The sequence below is a fragment of the Vibrio sp. Vb1729 genome, assembly GCF_033338655.1.
Classification (GTDB): domain Bacteria; phylum Pseudomonadota; class Gammaproteobacteria; order Enterobacterales; family Vibrionaceae; genus Vibrio; species Vibrio alginolyticus.
Genome location: NZ_JAWOTB010000008.1, coordinates 57,918 through 76,948 on the forward strand (window position 1 = coordinate 57,918; position 19,031 = coordinate 76,948).

General features: G+C 43.5%; 18 protein-coding genes. 13 read left to right on the forward strand and 5 right to left on the reverse strand.

Going from position 1 to position 19,031, the window contains the following annotated elements:
* Positions 1–255 precede the first annotated feature (255 nt).
* Entirely contained in the window at positions 256–2,376 is a 2,121-nt protein-coding gene (gene nrdD, locus R7E29_RS03915; protein ID WP_005388026.1) for an anaerobic ribonucleoside-triphosphate reductase, read from the forward strand.
* Positions 2,377–2,459: 83 nt separating this feature from the next.
* Positions 2,460–2,930 carry an anaerobic ribonucleoside-triphosphate reductase-activating protein gene (nrdG, locus tag R7E29_RS03920; RefSeq protein ID WP_005376213.1) on the forward strand — a complete coding sequence of 157 codons (471 nt, stop codon included), beginning with the start codon at positions 2,460–2,462 and terminating at the stop codon, positions 2,928–2,930.
* A gap of 84 nt (positions 2,931–3,014) precedes the next feature.
* Here nrdG and R7E29_RS03925 read toward each other — a convergent pair whose 3' ends face one another.
* Positions 3,015–4,400, reverse strand: a complete 1,386-nt coding sequence (locus R7E29_RS03925) for an MATE family efflux transporter (RefSeq protein ID WP_054575974.1) — start codon at positions 4,398–4,400, stop codon at positions 3,015–3,017.
* A gap of 120 nt (positions 4,401–4,520) precedes the next feature.
* On the opposite strand from R7E29_RS03925, the gene R7E29_RS03930 reads away from it, so the two are divergent.
* The 3 genes from R7E29_RS03930 to R7E29_RS03940 all read left to right on the forward strand — a co-directional run bounded on the left by R7E29_RS03930 (position 4,521) and on the right by R7E29_RS03940 (position 7,416).
* Entirely contained in the window at positions 4,521–5,378 is an 858-nt protein-coding gene (locus R7E29_RS03930; protein WP_054575975.1) for an AraC family transcriptional regulator, read from the forward strand.
* A 155-nt stretch (positions 5,379–5,533) separates the two neighbouring features.
* Positions 5,534–6,721, forward strand: a complete 1,188-nt coding sequence (locus R7E29_RS03935; protein ID WP_054575976.1) for an aromatic amino acid transaminase — start codon at positions 5,534–5,536, stop codon at positions 6,719–6,721.
* 11 nt (positions 6,722–6,732) lie between these two features.
* On the forward strand, positions 6,733–7,416 hold the full coding sequence (locus R7E29_RS03940) for a RimK/LysX family protein (protein WP_054575977.1): 684 nt from the start codon (positions 6,733–6,735) through the stop codon (positions 7,414–7,416).
* A 122-nt stretch (positions 7,417–7,538) separates the two neighbouring features.
* Here the strand turns inward: R7E29_RS03940 and R7E29_RS03945 are convergent, their stop codons facing one another.
* Both R7E29_RS03945 and R7E29_RS03950 read right to left on the reverse strand, forming a co-directional pair.
* On the reverse strand, positions 7,539–8,075 hold the full coding sequence (locus tag R7E29_RS03945; RefSeq protein WP_017634623.1) for a hypothetical protein: 537 nt from the start codon (positions 8,073–8,075) through the stop codon (positions 7,539–7,541).
* Between the two features lie 154 nt (positions 8,076–8,229).
* The gene (locus R7E29_RS03950) at positions 8,230–8,604 is read right to left on the reverse strand and encodes a YgiW/YdeI family stress tolerance OB fold protein (RefSeq protein ID WP_005376220.1); all 375 of its coding nucleotides are present in this window, start codon (positions 8,602–8,604) and stop codon (positions 8,230–8,232) included.
* A gap of 155 nt (positions 8,605–8,759) precedes the next feature.
* Here R7E29_RS03950 and R7E29_RS03955 point away from each other — a divergent pair, with 155 nt between their 5' ends.
* The 4 genes from R7E29_RS03955 (at position 8,760) to modC (ending at position 12,856) form a co-directional block, all read left to right on the forward strand.
* Positions 8,760–10,211: a cobyric acid synthase gene (locus tag R7E29_RS03955; RefSeq protein WP_054576201.1), complete on the forward strand. Its 1,452-nt coding sequence runs from the start codon at positions 8,760–8,762 to the stop codon at positions 10,209–10,211.
* Positions 10,212–10,280: 69 nt separating this feature from the next.
* Positions 10,281–11,036, forward strand: coding sequence for a molybdate ABC transporter substrate-binding protein (gene modA, locus R7E29_RS03960; protein ID WP_054575978.1), 756 nt, complete (start codon positions 10,281–10,283; stop codon positions 11,034–11,036).
* A gap of 27 nt (positions 11,037–11,063) precedes the next feature.
* On the forward strand, positions 11,064–11,753 hold the full coding sequence (gene modB, locus R7E29_RS03965) for a molybdate ABC transporter permease subunit (RefSeq protein ID WP_054575979.1): 690 nt from the start codon (positions 11,064–11,066) through the stop codon (positions 11,751–11,753).
* Entirely contained in the window at positions 11,750–12,856 is a 1,107-nt protein-coding gene (modC, locus tag R7E29_RS03970; protein ID WP_054575980.1) for a molybdenum ABC transporter ATP-binding protein ModC, read from the forward strand. The genes modB and modC overlap by 4 nt, the downstream gene beginning before the upstream one ends.
* Before the next feature lie 76 nt (positions 12,857–12,932).
* Here the strand turns inward: modC and R7E29_RS03975 are convergent, their stop codons facing one another.
* On the reverse strand, positions 12,933–13,370 hold the full coding sequence (locus R7E29_RS03975) for a DUF3069 domain-containing protein (protein ID WP_005376232.1): 438 nt from the start codon (positions 13,368–13,370) through the stop codon (positions 12,933–12,935).
* A 273-nt stretch (positions 13,371–13,643) separates the two neighbouring features.
* Here R7E29_RS03975 and R7E29_RS03980 point away from each other — a divergent pair, with 273 nt between their 5' ends.
* Positions 13,644–14,603 (forward strand): diguanylate cyclase, encoded by a 960-nt coding sequence (locus R7E29_RS03980; protein ID WP_054575981.1) that lies wholly within the window; start codon positions 13,644–13,646, stop codon positions 14,601–14,603.
* A 252-nt stretch (positions 14,604–14,855) separates the two neighbouring features.
* Here R7E29_RS03980 and R7E29_RS03985 read toward each other — a convergent pair whose 3' ends face one another.
* Complete coding sequence (locus tag R7E29_RS03985) at positions 14,856–16,094, reverse strand: sensor domain-containing diguanylate cyclase (protein WP_054575982.1); 1,239 nt, start codon at positions 16,092–16,094, stop codon at positions 14,856–14,858.
* 253 nt (positions 16,095–16,347) lie between these two features.
* Between R7E29_RS03985 and R7E29_RS03990 the strand changes: the two genes are divergently transcribed.
* From R7E29_RS03990 to R7E29_RS04000, 3 genes are all read left to right on the forward strand, one after another.
* Complete coding sequence (locus tag R7E29_RS03990) at positions 16,348–16,716, forward strand: late competence development ComFB family protein (RefSeq protein WP_047101090.1); 369 nt, start codon at positions 16,348–16,350, stop codon at positions 16,714–16,716.
* Positions 16,717–16,757: 41 nt separating this feature from the next.
* A complete protein-coding gene (locus R7E29_RS03995) occupies positions 16,758–17,039 on the forward strand; it encodes an HlyU family transcriptional regulator (RefSeq protein ID WP_005376244.1) in 282 nt (93 codons plus the stop codon).
* Positions 17,040–17,473: 434 nt separating this feature from the next.
* Positions 17,474–19,030: a Re/Si-specific NAD(P)(+) transhydrogenase subunit alpha gene (locus tag R7E29_RS04000; RefSeq protein ID WP_054575983.1), complete on the forward strand. Its 1,557-nt coding sequence runs from the start codon at positions 17,474–17,476 to the stop codon at positions 19,028–19,030.
* The last annotated feature ends 1 nt before the right edge of the window (position 19,031 follow it).

Below are 19,031 nucleotides of genomic sequence, written 5' to 3' on the forward strand. Positions count from 1 at the left end.
CAAGACCTCCAAAAATAGCAAGTAGATTTAGTACCAATTTTGCAATTTTCATGGTTTTCTTCGCAACTGAGATCAACGCCAATAAGATCGATTTCTTCTTGTTCGCTAGCCAATCTTTATTGATCAAAATCAATGTTTTCGAGTGGTGCTTCTCGTTAAATACGCCACAATATATTGTGTTGCCAGAATAAAAAATAACCCCATATAGTGTGTTTGTGGATAACTCTGTGAGTATGCTCGGGTAAGGAGAACAAAGTGAAACCAATCGTAATCAAACGCGACGGATCAAGAGCTCCGTTCAACAGGGATCGTATCCAAGCAGCAGTTGAAGCAGCAGCGGAAAACAAAGATAAAGATGTCGCTATTTATGCTCTTAATGTGGCTCTTGCTGTCGAGTTACAGTTAAGAGAACACGATGAAGTTCACATCCATGAGATTCAAGACTTAGTCGAAAATGAACTCATGCAAGGTCCTTACAAAGCCCTAGCGCGTTCTTACATTGAATATCGCCACGATCGCGACATCGCTCGTGAGAAGCAAAGTGCACTAACTCGCGAAATCGAAGGTTTGATTGAAGAAAGTAATCTGGATCTAATCAACGAGAACGCGAACAAAGACGGCAAAGTAATTCCGACTCAACGTGACTTGTTGGCTGGTATCGTAGCGAAACACTACGCGAAGACGCACATTCTTCCTCGCGATGTGGTTCAAGCGCACGAAGTGGGTGACATTCACTACCACGATTTAGACTACGCACCGTTCTTCCCAATGTTTAACTGTATGCTTATCGATCTTAAAGGCATGCTGACGCATGGTTTTAAAATGGGTAACGCTGAGATTGATACGCCAAAATCAATTTCGACTGCAACAGCGGTAACAGCGCAAATCATTGCTCAAGTCGCGAGCCACATTTACGGCGGTACAACCATCAACCGTATTGATGAGGTTCTAGAACCGTACGTAATCACAAGCTACGAGAAACACCTAGAGATCGCAAAAGAGTGGAACATTGCTGAGCCAGAAGAGTTCGCAAAAGCACGCACTGAGAAAGAGTGTTACGACGCGTTCCAATCTCTAGAGTACGAGGTAAACACGCTACACACGGCGAACGGTCAAACACCATTCGTTACGTTTGGTTTTGGTCTTGGTACAAGCTGGGCATCACGCCTTATCCAGAAATCGATTCTGAAGAATCGTATTGCAGGTCTAGGCAAGAACCGTAAAACAGCGGTATTCCCTAAACTTGTATTCGGCATCAAAGATGGTTTGAACCACAAATCAGAAGATCCAAACTACGACATCAAGCAACTTGCGCTTGAGTGTGCGTCTAAGCGTATGTACCCAGACATTCTTAACTACGACAAAGTAGTGGAAGTAACCGGTTCATTCAAAACGCCAATGGGTTGCCGTAGCTTCCTTGGTACTTACGAAGAAAACGGTGAGCTGATTCACGAAGGTCGTAACAACCTTGGCGTCGTGAGCTTGAACCTTCCTCGTATCGCTATCCGTGCAAACGGAAGCGAAGAGAAATTCTACGAGCTTCTAAATGACCGCCTACGTCTTGCTCGTAAAGCACTAGAGACACGTATCTCTCGCCTTGAAAACGTGAAAGCACGTGTGGCCCCAATCCTATACATGGAAGGCGCATGTGGTGTTCGCTTGAAAGCAGACGACTCAATCGCAGATATCTTCAAGAACGGTCGTGCGTCTATTTCTCTTGGTTACATCGGTGTACACGAGACAATTAACGCGCTATTCGGTACAGAAGCGCACGTTTATGATGACGCTGTTTTGCGTGAAAAAGCGGTCGCGATCATCAAGCATCTAAAAGATGCTGTGAATCAATGGGCTGACGAAACAGGTTATGGCTTCAGCTTATATGCAACGCCAAGTGAAAACCTATGTAGCCGTTTCTGCCGCATCGATGCGAAAGAGTTCGGCGTAATTGAAGGCGTTACAGACAAAGGTTACTACACCAACAGCTTCCACCTAGATGTTGAGAAGAAGGTGAACCCATACGACAAGATCGACTTTGAGATGCCTTACCCAGAAATCTCAAGCGGCGGCTTTATCTGTTACGGCGAGTTCCCGAACATGCAACGTAACGTTGAAGCACTAGAAAACGTATGGGACTACAGTTACACCCGAGTGCCTTACTACGGAACTAACACGCCAATTGATGAGTGTTACGAGTGTGGCTACAACGGCGAGTTTGACTGTACAAGCAAAGGCTTCACTTGCCCAAGCTGTGGCAACCATGACTCAACTAAAGTATCAGTAACACGTCGAGTTTGTGGCTACCTAGGCAGCCCAGATGCACGCCCGTTTAACTTCGGTAAGCAAGAAGAAGTGAAGCGCCGAGTTAAACACCTGTAAGGTTAACTACCACTCGTTTTACACTTTGAAAATCAACTTTAAACAGGTTGATTTTCTCTTTCGCGATAACACAGAGACGCATTATGAATTACCACCAATACTATCCAATTGACGTTGTTAACGGACCGGGTACGCGCTGTACGCTGTTTGTGTCGGGTTGTGTGCATCAGTGCCGTGGCTGTTATAACCAGTCGACGCAACGTTTGGATTCTGGTGTACTTTTCACGCAAGAAGCGGAAGACAAAATCATCGCTGACTTAAACGACACGCGTATCAAACGCCGTGGCTTGTCGTTGTCGGGTGGAGATCCGCTTCACCCTGCTAATGTGCCTCATATTTTGAAGATAGTGAAAAGGGTGAGAGAGGAGTGCCCAGGTAAAGACATTTGGGTTTGGACTGGCTACACGCTGACGGAACTGAATGACGCGCAAAGGGAAGTGGTGCAATACATCGATGTTTTGATTGATGGTAAGTTTGAACAAGACAAGAAAGACCTCAATCTCGAATGGCGTGGCAGTTCAAACCAAATCATTCATCGATTTACGGACATCTAATCAAGCATTCTCCGCACATAAAAAGAGCTCACGCGTGCAGAACGGGTGAGCCCTTTTGGTGTGAGTTCGTTAATGTCTTTTGGGTTACGCTGTCACCGATTGGTCATCTTCAACCATATTATTTATCCAACGTTTAGATTGAATACGGTAAGTCGTCAGTACGCCTTTCACTAGCTCTTCCGCGAGCAGAGACATCAAGACAAAATGCAAAGGCAGCCCTAACACCATGCCTGTGTAATAAGTAAGGGGGATGCCAATAGCCCACTGACCGAACGTGTCGATGAAAATGCTATAGCGAATATCAGCGCCACTCTTTAGTACGCCGCCAATCCCAACCATGTTAAACACCCTCAAAATCATACCTAGCGCCATGACTAAACATACGTTAAGTGCCATGTCTGCATCGGTTAACGGGCTCAGTACCAATAGGTGATGAATCATGGGCGAGCTCAACCACACTAGGAAAAACAGCAAGGTGGCTAAGATTGCGCTGGTTAACACATACCACCACGCCGTTTTCTCGACTCGGTCATAATGTTTTGCACCAATATCATTCCCAAGAAGAACGGATGCAGCGACCGCAAATCCCATAAAAGTTGAAATCAGTACCCCTTCAATCGGTGATAAGAATGAGATGATCGCCAGTTCTGAAACGCCCAATTGACCATAGATGATGCTGTAAACGATCAATCCACCAGTCCAAAGCGCATCGTGGACCAACATGGGTAAAGAAACCTTAAAGTACTTTTTTCGATACTGTTTTAAGCGGCCTTGTACCCAATCGAACTTAGTCGGAATTAGGTAAGCATATCGTTTGTAGAAAAAATAAATCAAGACGGCGGTTTGGAAAAATCGAGAAACAAAACTACCTACGGCTGCACCAAATACGCCCCATAGAGGGAAACCAAATAAACCAAAAATCAAAACATAATTAAGCGCGACGTTAACGACAATGGCGGAGATACTAACGTTGGTTGCCAGTTTGGTTTGGCCCACGGAGCGCAATACCGCTTCAATCGGTACTACTATCGCCGTAGCAATGAGGCTAAAGCCCGTAACCACAAGATAATCACGTGCATAAGTGACGTATTCAGGATCGTCTGACATAAAAGAGACGATCTCTTCATCAAAAATCGCATAAAGAACGATAAACGGCAGCGTCACCAAAATGGAAATAAACCAAGATTGCGCCAACGTTCTGCGAATTCCGGCTAGGTTTCCTGAGCCGTAGTATTGAGAAGCAAGTACGGTAACTGCACCGCATAGGCCAAAGACAACCGCTAGGTTGAAGAAAAAGATACGATTTCCAACTCCAACTGCTGCCGTTGCAGATTCACCGAGTAGGCTTACCATGAAAATATCCACGACGCCGAGCAAAGCAAAAAGCATGGACTGAAGTGAAACAGGTAGGCCAATCGTAATCAGTTTTTGCCAAAATACTTTATCGATGTATTCGCGTGTTAAGAGCATCGCATTTCTCCTTAAAGATTAATGCGAGTAGTTTATCCTCATGATTTGGCGCTGTATTTTTCAAAGGAATCCAAAACCTTTGTAAAACTCTCTACTAACGCACATGTGAGCCAATAAATCATGGAAGATAAACAAGAACGCTACGCGATTTCAGAAAAAACTTATCAAGAGTTTATTGATCACAGTCGAGTATTAGCACTTGAGGAGAGAGGCATTGTGCAGTGCGGCATTGCCACTTGTCGTGACTTCTTCTCTGTTTATCGTAAAAACCAAAAGAAACACATGCTGCTCTATACGGTGCGTGGTAAAGGGTGGCTAGAGAGTGGGACTTATCGATACGATTTGGAACCGGGCTCGTTGATTACAGTACCCGCAGGTGTTGAAAACGGTTTTGGTATAGAAGAAGAACCTTGGCAGATCGCGTGGCTTTTTCTTGCTACTGATAGAGAGTGGCCGATATTAGAATGTGATGTTCGCTATCAGCTTTCATCTACACCTGAAGTGATGTATGCATGTATCCAAACACTACTACGCAGCATTCACCTTCCAATCGATTATGGTGGTGCGGTAGGTGAGCATAGTGTGGCTCAGTTAGAGCTGATGTTAAACATGCCGCCCTCAGAGTCGATATCACGCAGCCAATTGAGGCTTCGGCGTGTATTTGACCTTGTCCAACGTCAGCTCCATAAGGATTGGAGCGTTGAGCAGGTGGCGGCTCTATATCCATGTTCGGAGCCTCATTTGCATCGACTGACTCAAAAGCAGTTTGGTCGAAGCCCAATGGCACATTTAACGCGTATGCGCATGGAATATGCTGCTAGGTTACTTCGTTCAACAGAATGGCCAATTCAGCATATTGGAGAAATAGTCGGATATCCGACCAGCGCAAACTTTAGTACACGTTTTAAAGCGTGGTCGACCATGACACCAAGAGAGTTTAGAAAAAACGGTAGAGTGGATTGGTACGACGAGGAGTGAATCGTTCTTTTTCTGAACGATAGAGCGCACAAAACTCACCGCAATCCAGAATTTTGTTCTCTAATTGATGAAATAAGTGAAAAATCATTTCGTCATTTTTTGCGATGGTGTTAACGTGAGGTTCGGTACTTGAATTTCAAAGGGTTATGACTTTCATGTTTTCTAATCTCCCAACTCCCGTATTAGATCCTATTTTATCTCTATCCGTTGCATACCGTAACGATGAACGTCCAAACAAGGTTGACCTTGGCATTGGCGTATACAAAAACAGCGCAGGCGAAACGCCGATTATGAAAGCCATTCAAATGGCGCAGGATGTCGTTGTTGAAACTCAAAAAACCAAGTCTTATGTTGGTCTTGCGGGTTGCGAAGAATTTAATAAAAGCATGATCGATTTGCTGCTGACGGGAACGTCTGCAATGGATCGTGTTGCAGCTATTCAAACGCCAGGTGCAAGTGGTGCGCTGCGTATGCTCGGTGATCTAATGAAGATCGCACAGCCAGATACGACGGTTTGGATTTCCAACCCAAGCTACGTAAACCACAAGCCAGTGATGGAAGCAGCAGGCCTTAAAGTTAAGTTCTACCACTATTTCTCTTCGGAAACGAAACAAGTAGACACCGCAAAAATGATGGATGATCTTGCGAAAGCTGGGCCTTCAGATGTGGTACTTCTTCATGGTTGTTGCCACAATCCAACTGGTGCGGATATTGACTTCTCTGCTTGGCAAGCCATTACAGAATTGTCGCAGAAGAACGGTTTCATCCCATTTGTGGACATTGCTTACCAAGGCTTCGGTGATGGCCTAGAAGAAGACGCAAAAGGCCTTCGTTTTATGGCAGATAATGTTGAAGAGATGTTGATTACTACTTCATGTTCGAAGAACTTTGGTCTGTACCGTGAACGAACTGGTGCAGCGATTGTGGTTGGTAAGAACATGCAAGACGTGGCCAACGCAAAAGGCAAGTTACTTACGTTAGCGCGTTCTACTTACACGATGCCACCCGATCATGGAGCGGCTTTGGTTAAGACCATTCTTCAAGATGACAACCTGACTTCCGTTTGGAAGCAAGAGTTGAGTGAAATGCAACATCGTTTGGTTAGTCTTCGTCAAAGTTTGTGTAACGAATTGAGAAACAACCATAATACAGATCAATTTGATTTCATTGAGGGTCACAAAGGCATGTTTACTGTGCTAGGCTTTAGTGGAAACCAAATGGCGCAACTGCGTGAAGATTATGGCATTTATGGTGTTGGCGATGGTCGAATTAACATTGCCGGACTTACCGAAACTCATATTCCATACGTAGCGGACGCAATTAAGAAAGTATCTCAAGCTTAATTGGAGTGTGGATGAAAAACTGGAAACTGATTCTGCCGCTTATGATGAGCGGCAGTTTAATTGCTTGTACGTCAACTCAAACGACGCAGGAACCTGTTGAGCCAGAGTCGCCAAAGGTCGAAGAGCCCGTTAAAGTCGAGCCAGAAGTGAAACCTGAGGTAGATCCAAAGCCAGAGGTGGAGCCCAAACCAGAAGCGAAACCTGAGAAAAAGCAGGAACCAAAGCCTAAGAAGCCAGTCAAGGTCACAAAAACACCCGATGGCATGTTAATTCTTGGTTCTGAAGAATGGGTTTATGTTCCTGAAATTGACCAGACTTTCAAGGCTAGAGTCGATACAGGTGCGACAACATCATCAATTAGTGCGACTGACATTGTTCCGTTTGAGCGTGATGGTAAAGACTGGGTTAAATTTAAGATAGATTTAGGTGACAAAGACACTAAAGAATTTAAAGTACCCGTTGAGCGCTGGGCTAAAGTTAAGCAGTCTTCGTCAGAAGAGGTGGATAAACGAGCGGTGGTAAAAGCCTACATTACCGTTGGGGATCACAAAGAAAAGACAGAGTTTACGTTAGCGGATCGCGGACATATGACGTTTCCAATTTTGCTTGGTCGAAGCTTTTTTAGAGATATCGCCGTTGTGGATGTATCGAAAAAATATGTGCAAGATAAACCTAAAAAAACCGCTAAAAACTGATGTATTACAGCTAGTTTCTGTTACAAGCTAATAATTCGTGATTAACAAAAAATGGCCTCCAAAATTGGAGGCCATTTTATTGAATCATATGCTTGCTTGTGATGCCCTGGTAGTCATGTCCACTAAAATGCAAAACGAGCAGACATTACAATTTGCTGGCCATAGACACCATTATTTTTGAAATCTGCACCAAGCGATAGTTGCTGAGTTGAGTGGAATCGTGCGCCCAGATTGTAAATGGTGTTCGAATCGTCATTATCTATGATTTGGCCGATACGGCCATGGAGCTCAACATTTTGCATAAACCAAATACGAGTGCCAATATTCACTTCCGTGCGCCACTCGTCGCCCACTTTATCACTGCCGTTCTCTTTAATGTTGTGTACCAACATTTGGCCATAAATATCTGCAAATTGGCCTGCTGGCCCATTAAAGCCTATACCACCAGCAATGTCCCAGTCTCCGCTGAATTCACTGTCTGCGCGAGCAATGAAATGGGTATTCTCTGTAAAGTAGGTATTGAACTCGCCACCAAATGTACCAGGGCTAGTGCCCATGCGAAATTCCATCGTGTTGTAGTTGAAATTATTTGCATGTGCGGAAAGTGGCAAAATAGCACACAAACCAAAGGCTGCAACCTTTAGAGCTTTACCTAGCATGGTGTCTCCGGGCAAGATGATTAAAATGAACAAAAAAATGGTCTGCAAAAAGCAGACCAAGATTGATAAAGCTATCATTTTAAGTGCTTGCCGTCACTATTTAGCTGTAATCGTCACTACATCATGTTGATATGCACAGCAATCGGGGTTTGTTTTACATGACCACGAGTTGTTCGACTTCAATCTCTGGTTTGTTCCCGCCTTCAAATTCGCCAAACAGACGGACTTTAGTCGTGTGATCAATCGGAGTATTTAGCTGAATATCGTCATCGAGTTCGACCATCACTTCACCGGAACCATCGCTAAAGACAAACTTATCCGCGCGAACTTGACGCAATAAGTTACCTTCAACGACCACATCTTTTTCAGTAAACATATTGGAGTCGTTTAGCAAGGCATCCAATTTTTCCACAGTGACAGGACCGTTAAACTGCAAGTTTGATTGGTTTTGAGCGTTATCTTTCGCGAACGCGATAGAAGGAGCAATAGCTAAGGCGGCGATTGTTGCGATAATTGTATTCTTTTTCATGTTACATCCTCATCGGTTTGTTTTGATGGGGTCATTAAAACAGGGCTTGTTTGAACCAATGATGATTTCAACATTCATATTCTATTCATTTGCTTGAGTAAGTGGGGACGATGACGTTATGATTGTTCATCTTCCTCTATTCCTTACAAATGTTCATGAAATCAGCGATCCCATCTTTAATGGTTCAAGGCACCACTTCGGATGCCGGAAAAAGTGTCCTTGTGGCAGGTTTATGCCGTGTATTAGCAAGAAAAGGGATAAATGTTGCCCCATTTAAGCCACAAAACATGGCACTAAATAGTGCGGTAACCAAAGATGGCGGTGAAATAGGTCGAGCACAGGCCGTTCAGGCACAGGCGTGTAATATTGAGCCAACCGTACATATGAATCCGGTTTTAATTAAACCTAACAGTGATACAGGTGCTCAGATCATTTTGCAGGGTAAGGCGATTTCCAATATGGATGCGGCTGACTTTCATGATTACAAGAAAGTGGCGATGGACACGGTGTTAGATTCCTTCTCTCGTCTGACTCAAGAATTTGATTCGATCATTATCGAGGGCGCGGGGAGTCCTGCTGAAATCAATTTACGAGAAGGCGATATTGCAAACATGGGTTTTGCTGAGGCCGCTGATGTACCAGTGATCATTGTTGCTGATATTGATCGTGGTGGAGTGTTTGCACATTTGTACGGAACACTTGCGTTACTTTCTGAATCTGAACAAGCGCGAGTAAAAGGATTTGTTATCAACCGTTTTCGAGGTGATATTCGTTTATTGCAATCGGGCCTCGATTGGCTAGAAGAAAAAACAGGTAAACCTGTACTTGGTGTACTTCCTTTTCTTCATGGTTTGAATTTAGAAGCAGAAGACGCGATCACTGCACAGCAAGAGTTGCACTCTGAGGTAAAACTGAATGTTGTTGTGCCTGTTTTAACCCGGATTAGTAATCATACTGATTTTGATGTGCTGCGATTGAATCCAGACATCAATCTACGTTATGTAGGTAAAGGCGAAAAAATAGATAAAGCCGACCTGGTTATTTTGCCTGGGACCAAATCAGTGAGAGACGATCTGGAGTATCTAAGAAGCCAAGGGTGGGATAACGATATCTTGCGTCATATTCGTCTTGGTGGAAAAGTGATTGGTATCTGTGGCGGCTACCAGATGCTTGGAAACTTGATTGATGATCCAAACGGCGTCGAAGGCCAACCAGGTCAAAGCGAAGGACTTGGCTTGCTTGATATCACTACGACGCTAACTAACAGCAAACAGCTTACAAACACACAAGCACAGCTTTCTCTTAACGGCAAAACAGCCAATGTAAAGGGTTATGAAATCCACGTAGGGCGAAGTGAAGTACGGGGCCTGCAACCTCTTACATTCAGTTCCGGTGAAGCGGAAGGGGCGATCAGCGAGTGTGGCCAAATCATGGGAACCTACCTTCACGGGTTCTTTGACGAGGAAGATGTCTTAAGCCTGGTATCAGAATGGGTAAACGGCACCCAAATCAAACAACAAGACTTTGAAGAGTTAAAGGAGCAAGGCATTAATCGCATCGCAGATGCGATAGAACAACATATGCGCCTTGATTTTTTGTTTAAATAGCACATTAACTGATTGAACTTTATATTCAAATAACCTGTTCTTTCGCTTGCCTTGTATTGGAGTATCTCTATGAAAGCATGGAAACAGCATGCTTGCCTTGCGGCAGTATTAAGCATTTCATTTTCAGCAAATGCAGCAACGAACCTAAAAGTGTATGCAGCCTCTTCTATGACGAATGCGATTAACGAGATCGCGCAAAACTTTGAAGAAAAGTATGACGTTTCTATCACACCCGTTTATGGTGGTTCTTCTTCTATCGCTCGACAAATTATCAATGGCGCACCAGCGGATGTATTCATTTCTGCGAACACGAAATGGATGGATTATTTGGTCGATAAAGAGGTCATTTATCGTGACAATGTCACAAATCTAGTGCGCAATAGCTTAGTGTTGATTGCGCCTCAGTCTTCAGAATTAACCTCATTTAACTTTTCTGATGCAAAGGCATGGGAGAAGGCATTGCATGGAAATCGTCTTGCTTTAGGCAATCCGACGTCAGTACCTGCTGGTATGTACGCGAAAGAGTCATTGACTACACTGGGTGTATGGAAAGCGGTTCAAACTCACGTCGCACCAGCAAAGAATGTGCGCTTAGCTTTGGCGTTGGTTGAACGTGGAGAAGCGCCTTTAGGTGTGGTCTACAAAACCGATGCTCAGTTAACTGATAAAGTCAAAATTGTCGGCGAATTTGCGAGTGATACGCATGCGGCTATTGTTTACCCGGCTGCAATTGTGAATGATTCTACTGAGTCGGAGCAGTTCTTCCAGTACCTAAAATCGGACGAAGCCGCACGCGTTTTTGCTCAATATGGCTTTCAGCAATAAACCGGCCTTCAATTATAGGAACGAAGCGTGACAGAACTGGAATACCAAGCCTTAATGTTAAGCCTCAAAGTAGGCTCGTATGCAGTACTTTGGCTGATTCCTCTCGGCGTTTTTCTTGCTTGGCTACTTTCTCGAAAAACGTTCTTTGGTAAATCGATTCTCGATAGCTTAATTCATTTACCACTGGTATTGCCGCCAGTGGTAATCGGCTATTTGTTGTTGATTTCTTTAGGACGACAAGGGTTCCTTGGAAAGTGGCTCTATGAAAACTTAGGGGTAGTCTTTAGCTTTAATTGGAAAGGGGCAGTCGTCGCTTGTATTGTCGTGGCTTTGCCTTTGATGGTTCGTTCAGTACGCTTAAGCTTAGATAGCGTCGACCCTAAATTGGAGCACGCAGCCTCTACGTTAGGCGCTTCTCCTTTAAAAGTGTTTCTCACCGTCACGTTACCACTGACCATTCCCGGAATTATTACGGGCACGATGCTGTCATTTGCTCGTAGTCTTGGCGAATTCGGGGCGACGATCAGTTTCGTCTCTAACATTCCGGGTGAGACCCAAACGATTCCGCTGGCAATGTACAACTTTATTGAAACGCCAGGTGCAGAAATGCAGGCGGCTCGTCTGTGTATCATTTCTATCGCGTTAGCCTTGTCTACATTAATGATCTCTGAATGGCTAAATCGTAAAGCGGCAAGCAGATTGGGTGCGAAACAATGACGATTAAAGTCCAATTTAAACAAATGCTTGGTGAGACTGACTTCGACATCAAACTTAAGTTACCCTGTAACGGAATTAGTGCCTTGTTTGGACGATCTGGTGCAGGTAAAACGACGTTGATTAACATCATCAGCGGATTGGTCACTCCAAGGCAAGGGTATGTTGCGGTTGGTGAGCATGTTTTGTTTGACAGTGAACAGGGAATCAACCTACCAACGCACAAGCGTGGTATTGGTTATGTGTTTCAGGATTCACGTTTGTTTCCTCACTATTCGGTTCAAGGCAATTTGTTATATGGCGTTAAAGAAAAAGATGACGAGTATTTTGATGCAGTCACCGAACTCTTGTCTATCAAACCGTTACTAAAGCGCTTTCCGGTATCACTTTCTGGTGGTGAAAAGCAACGTGTTGCGATTGCGCGCGCATTGCTATCTAAGCCCAATTTGCTTTTGATGGATGAGCCACTTGCCTCACTCGATATGCCAAGAAAGCGTGAGGTAATGCCTTTTCTCGAGGAGTTGTCGGAGAAGGTAAATATCCCTATTATCTATGTCACACACAGTCTCCAGGAAATTTTAAGGCTTGCTCAGCACCTTGCAATTATTGACCAAGGTAAAATTTCGAGTTCAGGTAAGCTTGAGGAAGTGTGGGCTTCTCATGCTATGCGTCCATGGCAATCTTTCTCAGATCAAAGCAGCTTATTTGAAGGCCGGATTGCTGAACATCATGAACGTTATGCACTGACTTGTATCAACCTTGCACCTAATGTATTCCTGTGGGTGCAAAAGATTGACGGAACACCAGACACGCCAATACGCTTGCAAGTGCGTGCCAATGACGTTTCTATCACGCTCGAGCAGCCCAAGGCGACGTCGATTCGAAATATTCTGCCTGCTATTGTCGATTCCATCGAAGTGTTTAACGCAGCCGATGACAAACAGAGTATTAATGTATCACTCAAGCTAGACGAGAAATGTTATTTGTGGGCAACGATCACACCGTGGGCCCTTGACGATCTCAACCTAAAAGTTGGTAGCCGTGTTTTTGCGCAAATTAAAGGTGTCAGTGTGACACAAAAAGATATGGCACTAGCGCCTCATTAACCGTTTAGACTGATTTACGCTTCATGATCAAAAAAGGCCGCAAAGTGCGGCCTTTTTTACTAGAAGAATGTCGGAATTACTTCGCGAATACTTCTTTGAATTCACGCTTAAGAAGTGGGTCACGGCGTGCTTTCTTCAGTTGCTTAACCATGTCTTTCACGCAGTTGTGAAGCACATTATCAAGTAGTTGAGCACGGTATTCTTCTTTATCTTCATCTGTCATGTTTTCTGGCAGATTAAGAGTCGGAAACTCTTCCATCACATTAATACCAGCGAATGCTTGGCCTACAGAAACTAGAGCATGAAACTGTTCAAAGTTGTCTAGAATGTTCTGTGCACTTGCTGGCATTTCGTCCCATGATTCACGTACCGCTTCTTCAGACACTTCATGGATAGAGGTAACCATTTCGAACATTTGCTCTGGAACTTCGTCAAATTCGATAACTTTACGTAGCTCTGGAGAAATGCTGGCTAGATCGATTTTTTTGCTTTCGCTGTTAGTTGCTTCTGACATGGTGTGTCTCTCATTACAAAAAGGCGGGAATATTAATACCAAATGCATCAAATAGCTATACCCATTAACCCGCAAGATGACCAAAGTGAATGAGTTTGTTGAACTTCTGCTCACAGGCCATGATTAGATAGGGTAACGTCCAGTCTAACTGCTTTATGCAATGGATTCCGTGATATTCAAACAAAAATATAGCACTTAATTATGAGTCAAATGCAACAACTCTATGAGTATGGTATATGTTTAATAAAGACATAATTAAAAATGGAACGCGTTATGCAACCGACAGGGACATCGATGCGAATCCTTCTGGTTGACGATGTTCAGCTAGACAGGATGCAGTTGGCTATTCGTCTAAAGCAACTTGGACATATTGTAAAAGCCGTAGGTAGTGGACTAGAGGCGTTAAATACCTACGAGAGTTTTGATCCGGAACTGGTGTTACTCGATATATCAATGCCAGATATGAACGGTTTTGAAGTCTCTCTTCATATAAGAGAAACGTTTCCGGATTGGATCCCAATTATTTTCTTGAGTAGTCACGAAGAGCCAGAAATGATTGCTAAAGCCATAGATGCGGGCGGTGATGACTATTTAATTAAGCCGGTAGATAAACTGGTACTGAACTCTAAACTTATCGCAATGCAGCGTATTGCTCATATGAGACGAGAGCTTAAGCAAGCGACAGCTCAATTGGAGCAGGTTAATCAACTTTTGACTCAGCAAGCGAATGAAGATGGCCTAACCAAACTCTATAACCGCCGTTATATCGACCATAAGTTGGAATCGATGGTTGCATGGCATGGCCGTCACAACATGCCAATGGCTTTGATTCTATTGGACGTCGATTTTTTTAAACCGTTTAATGATAACTACGGTCATATTGAAGGCGACCGTTGCTTACAAGCGATTGCGAATCAACTAAAGGCGACGTTTTGTCGCTCTGGGGAATATGTAGGTCGATATGGTGGAGAAGAGTTTGTTGTGTTGCTAGGGTGTACCGACACTCAAACAGCAGAAAGAGAAGCCGAGCGTATACAAGAGGCTATGTATTTTCTCGATTACCCACATGAGTATTCTAGTGTGTCAAGTAGAGTGACGGTGTCACAGGGTGTTTTTGTTTTTCAACCGACAGGGAAAGAAGTGCAATCAGATTTGTATGCGACAGTTGATAAAGCACTATATACATCAAAATCTTTGGGAAGAAACACACATACTGTGCTTAATTCTTTTTAAAAACAAAATCTTATGAATATTACTCCTTTTGTTGCGTTGTCACTTTTTGGTGGTTATTTTAAAGCTAACTCAAAGTAAGATAGGCAAAACAGTGCGAACGGAATGTCGCAATCGGGCGTATACCTTATACCTTTGATTAGATAGATAACATCGGGATAGTGGCAACGATGAGTGCTGTTATTATGCTGATGGGGAAGTTCGGTTTTGTTTTAAACCCGGACAAGCTTGTTAACTTTCACGATTGGTGAGGGTCTAACGAAGCTTTATGCAGTTACGTCCGGCCTTTTTCGCTTTGTAAAGTGCTTCGTCCGCTAATTTAATGACGTCCAGAGGAGCTTGCCCACTCCGGCTATCAGCAACTCCGAAACTTGCGGTAACAAAAACCGACTTTCTTTTCGAGCTGTTGCTACCACGACGTTTTTGTCCTTGTTTATGGTTCTCAGGGCGAGATTCTTCATCGCGTAATATCATCTCGTATTCTGCAATCGATTTACGAGCTTCTTCCAAAAAGTTCTTACATTCGTCAGCGTATTTGCCTTTAAAAACGATGGTAAATTCTTCTCCGCCAAATCGATAAACTTTTGCGCCGCCTGGGGTTTTAGTGAGGCGCGAAGCGACCATTTTTAGAACGTCATCACCAGTATCGTGACCGTAGGTGTCGTTAAACTTTTTAAAATGGTCAACATCAAGCATTGCGATCGTGAACTTCTTACCCATGTGTTTTAGATCGAGATCAAGTGCACGTCTGCTCGGAATCAGCGTTAGGCTATCGGTGAAAGCCAGTTGATGGCTAGCGGAAGCGGCATAAATAATGATAAGCAGCCCTGTTAGCGTAAACATGGTGCTTGATATGTACTGCACATCAAAGAAAATGAACGTCGCAGACGCCAATACCATGGCAGAGTAGGTCATCGCATGGATAATTTCATTCTTCTTTAAAACAAGAATTCCAAGAAAACAGACAATACCCACGCAATATAAAACAAGAATGAAAGGCAGTTTAGAGACCGTCGGTACAATAAATAAAATACCGCTTGTCCATTGTTCAAACCCTCCTTCAACGTAATATGCTAGCGTTAGATAAGACCAAAGAACGAACATTGCTAACATCAAGATGTAAGTCAACATGGCTCTAGAGTCAAAACCTTCTTTACTAAACAAAAATACCGTAAGAAACGAGACAGGAAGTAACGTGGCTAAAATGGTTAGCTCAAGTAAAGCGGTACCACTTTGAAGCGGGACTTGTAGGCGGTGCTGTATCACGAAATAGGCTAGCAACATTGCCAAGCACACCATGGACTCTCTGCCTTGCTTAAATGAATAACAAAGGAGTAGCGCACAACCTAATAGTATGTACGGCAAGTTTGCGGCAATGCCCCAGTTTGCCTGAGTCATCTGAATAATGCTGTCCATGCCCGAACTCACTATGCCCAGTAGCAAAAAAGGGAATAAGAATCTGAAGCCTGATGAAGTCATTGACGATGAGGACATCTATTACAAACTGCCTGAAAATAGTTGACTATATAATTGGTTAGGTAAATCGTTTTATCAATATGGATATTTATCCGTTATTGAATTTCGAACTTTGAGAACTAGCAAGAATACGTCTATTTGTTCCTTTTCCCAAGTATTTTGGAAGACATTACCGCAAAAAGAGAGAGATTGATTAAATTAAGAGCAATCAATAAGTTGTTATAAACAAGTCGTTGCTATACTCATTTCATAGGAAAAAGGAGATTTACAGATGCAGATAAGCTCAGATGTGCACAATTACATGGAAACATTAGTAGGTCAGGTTCTCAGTTTGCCCGAATTTTTAGAACAGTATGACAACGAACAGTTAGCCGATATTGCTTGCCTTGCGCTTATCCAGCTCAAGCCTGTCTATATCCGTTATGATATTGATTTTTTGTCTTCACTTCCTGAACAAAAATTAAGCCAGTTTAAGCAAAGCGCGGATATAGCGGTGAAAAACGCCGCAGAAATGGTGAAAGAAGACAGGCGTAAGAACCGAGAGTATGATGTGCCTGTAATTTTTTCCCATACTAGTTATGATGATGACAAAGAGTTGGATTGGTATGAAAAACCGATCCTTAACGTTAATATTAAGTAAGAGTCGCTCAGTTGACTAGTGAGCTGACCCAAGGAGGAATCGTGGGATTTTTTTCGCGTTTGTTTGGTGGTAGTGAGAAAACGGTTGAAGCCAAAAATATCGAACCAGTTGAATATAAAGGTTTCCTTATTTACCCAGAGAGCCTTTCAGAGGGCGGACAATATCGCATCGCTGGTCGAATAGAAAAGCATGACAATGATGAAGTGAAAACACATCGGTTTATTCGCTCCGATTTGCTTGGCTCAGAGCAAGATGCCAATGACCTTATGTTGAAGAAATCTCAAATGTTTATTGATCAAATGGGCGATAAAATCTTCGACTAGCAATTTACTGCAATTTGATTCCAGTCATCTTAAAAAGAGCCATTAGTGTATATGCTAGTGGCTCTTTCTTTTTAACGCTTAAATCTCTGTTAAGTCAGTATTTAATCGTTACCTGGTTAGACCTCAGTCTAGTACGGTGTTGCGTTGTTATTTTTCGTGCACAGAGCGACAATCATTCATTACTTAGCGTTATATGTAATGAAATTTAGTATTTAAATTACAAAACACTTGAAGTAATGAGACGCGTTCGATACAAACAGAATAATAACAGGGCTGTTAGTCAAGGTGTTATTGTGCAAATGGGTGTCCCCAAACATCATCTTTCGTTTGCAATTGTCTTGCGTGGTAAACAGATAGAAATAAAAAAGAATTAGAGTAGAGCGACGCTCTGTTTTGGGACTAATTTATTGATATGTATACAAGGAGTATGCGTTTTGCAAATCGGTGTACCTAAAGAGATACTCGCGGGTGAATCGCGAGTGGCTGCATCGCCGAAGTCGGTTGAGCAGTTAATAAAATTGGGATTCGATGTCGCGATTGAATCCCAAGCGGGGGTGCTAGCGAGTTTCGATGATGCCGTTTATGAAGCAGCTGGTGCGAAAATCGTTTCTAGTGAAGAAGTTTGGGCATCTGGCCTTATTTTAAAAGTTAATGCGCCAATTGTGGATGATGAGCAAGGCATTGACGAAATTGCGTTACTGCAAGATGGAGCAACACTGGTTAGCTTTATTTGGCCGGCTCAAAATGCTGAGTTGATGGAACAACTTTCCAGTAAGAACATTAACGTTCTTGCCATGGATTCCGTTCCTCGTATCTCACGTGCACAAGCCTTAGACGCGCTATCTTCGATGGCTAATATCGCTGGTTATCGTGCAGTGGTTGAGGCAGCTCATGAGTTTGGTCGTTTCTTTACAGGTCAAATTACGGCTGCCGGTAAAGTACCTCCAGCGAAAGTATTGGTTGCGGGTGCTGGCGTCGCTGGCTTGGCGGCTATCGGTGCTGCAGGTAGCTTAGGTGCCATTGTCCGTGCGTTTGACGTCCGCCCAGAAGTAAAAGAGCAAGTTGAATCGATGGGCGCTGAGTTCCTGACCGTTGACTTTCAAGAAGAGTCAGGCTCTGGGGATGGCTACGCAAAAGAAATGTCTGATGACTTCAACAAAAAAGCGGCAGAGTTATACGCAGAGCAAGCTAAAGATGTTGATATCATTATTACGACCGCGCTCATCCCTGGTAAACCTGCGCCGAAGTTGATCACCAAAGAAATGGTCGACAGCATGAAAGCGGGCAGTGTAATTGTCGACTTGGCAGCTGCTAATGGTGGTAACTGTGAATATACAGTGAAAGACCAAGTTATCATGACGGATAACGGCGTAAAAATTGTTGGTTACACTGACATGGTTGGTCGTTTGCCAACACAATCTTCTCAGCTTTACGCGACAAACCTTGTCAATCTTCTAAAACTGCTGTGTAAAGAGAAAGATGGCAACATCAATATTGATTTTGAAGATGTTGTTATCCGTGGCGTTACCGTGGTGAAAGAAGGTGAAGTTACTTGGCCAGCGCCACCAATTCAGGTTTCAGCTCAGCCGCAAGTGAAACAAGAACAGCCTGTGAAGCCAGAGCCTAAAGTAGAAGAACCTACGTCTCCAACGAAGAAAATTATTGGTATGGCAGCGGCTGTTGGAGCCTTTGCATGGGTTGCATCGGTTGCTCCGGCAGCGTTTCTTTCTCACTTTACTGTATTTGTTCTAGCGTGTGTTGTCGGATACTACGTAGTATGGAATGTTACCCATGCACTTCATACTCCACTAATGTCAGTAACGAATGCTATCTCTGGCATTATTGTCGTTGGTGCATTACTGCAAATTGGACAAGGTAATGGCGTCGTTTCATTCCTATCTTTTATTGCCGTATTGATCGCGAGTATCAATATCTTCGGTGGTTTCACCGTCACCAAGCGTATGCTTGAAATGTTCCGCAAAGATAAATAGG

Coding starts and splice junctions, on each gene's coding strand:
- R7E29_RS03945 (WP_017634623.1), bottom strand. CDS start 8,075: ATGCTAGGTAAAGCTCTAAAGGTTGCAGCCTTTGGTTTGTGTGCTATT.
- R7E29_RS03950 (WP_005376220.1), bottom strand. CDS start 8,604: ATGAAAAAGAATACAATTATCGCAACAATCGCCGCCTTAGCTATTGCT.
- R7E29_RS03935 (WP_054575976.1), top strand. CDS start 5,534: ATGTTTTCTAATCTCCCAACTCCCGTATTAGATCCTATTTTATCTCTA.
- nrdG (WP_005376213.1), top strand. CDS start 2,460: ATGAATTACCACCAATACTATCCAATTGACGTTGTTAACGGACCGGGT.
- R7E29_RS03955 (WP_054576201.1), top strand. CDS start 8,760: ATGAAATCAGCGATCCCATCTTTAATGGTTCAAGGCACCACTTCGGAT.
- R7E29_RS03930 (WP_054575975.1), top strand. CDS start 4,521: ATGGAAGATAAACAAGAACGCTACGCGATTTCAGAAAAAACTTATCAA.
- R7E29_RS03990 (WP_047101090.1), top strand. CDS start 16,348: ATGCAGATAAGCTCAGATGTGCACAATTACATGGAAACATTAGTAGGT.
- modC (WP_054575980.1), top strand. CDS start 11,750: ATGACGATTAAAGTCCAATTTAAACAAATGCTTGGTGAGACTGACTTC.
- modA (WP_054575978.1), top strand. CDS start 10,281: ATGAAAGCATGGAAACAGCATGCTTGCCTTGCGGCAGTATTAAGCATT.
- R7E29_RS03940 (WP_054575977.1), top strand. CDS start 6,733: ATGAAAAACTGGAAACTGATTCTGCCGCTTATGATGAGCGGCAGTTTA.
- R7E29_RS03975 (WP_005376232.1), bottom strand. CDS start 13,370: ATGTCAGAAGCAACTAACAGCGAAAGCAAAAAAATCGATCTAGCCAGC.
- R7E29_RS03980 (WP_054575981.1), top strand. CDS start 13,644: ATGCAACCGACAGGGACATCGATGCGAATCCTTCTGGTTGACGATGTT.
- R7E29_RS03985 (WP_054575982.1), bottom strand. CDS start 16,094: ATGTCCTCATCGTCAATGACTTCATCAGGCTTCAGATTCTTATTCCCT.
- R7E29_RS03925 (WP_054575974.1), bottom strand. CDS start 4,400: ATGCTCTTAACACGCGAATACATCGATAAAGTATTTTGGCAAAAACTG.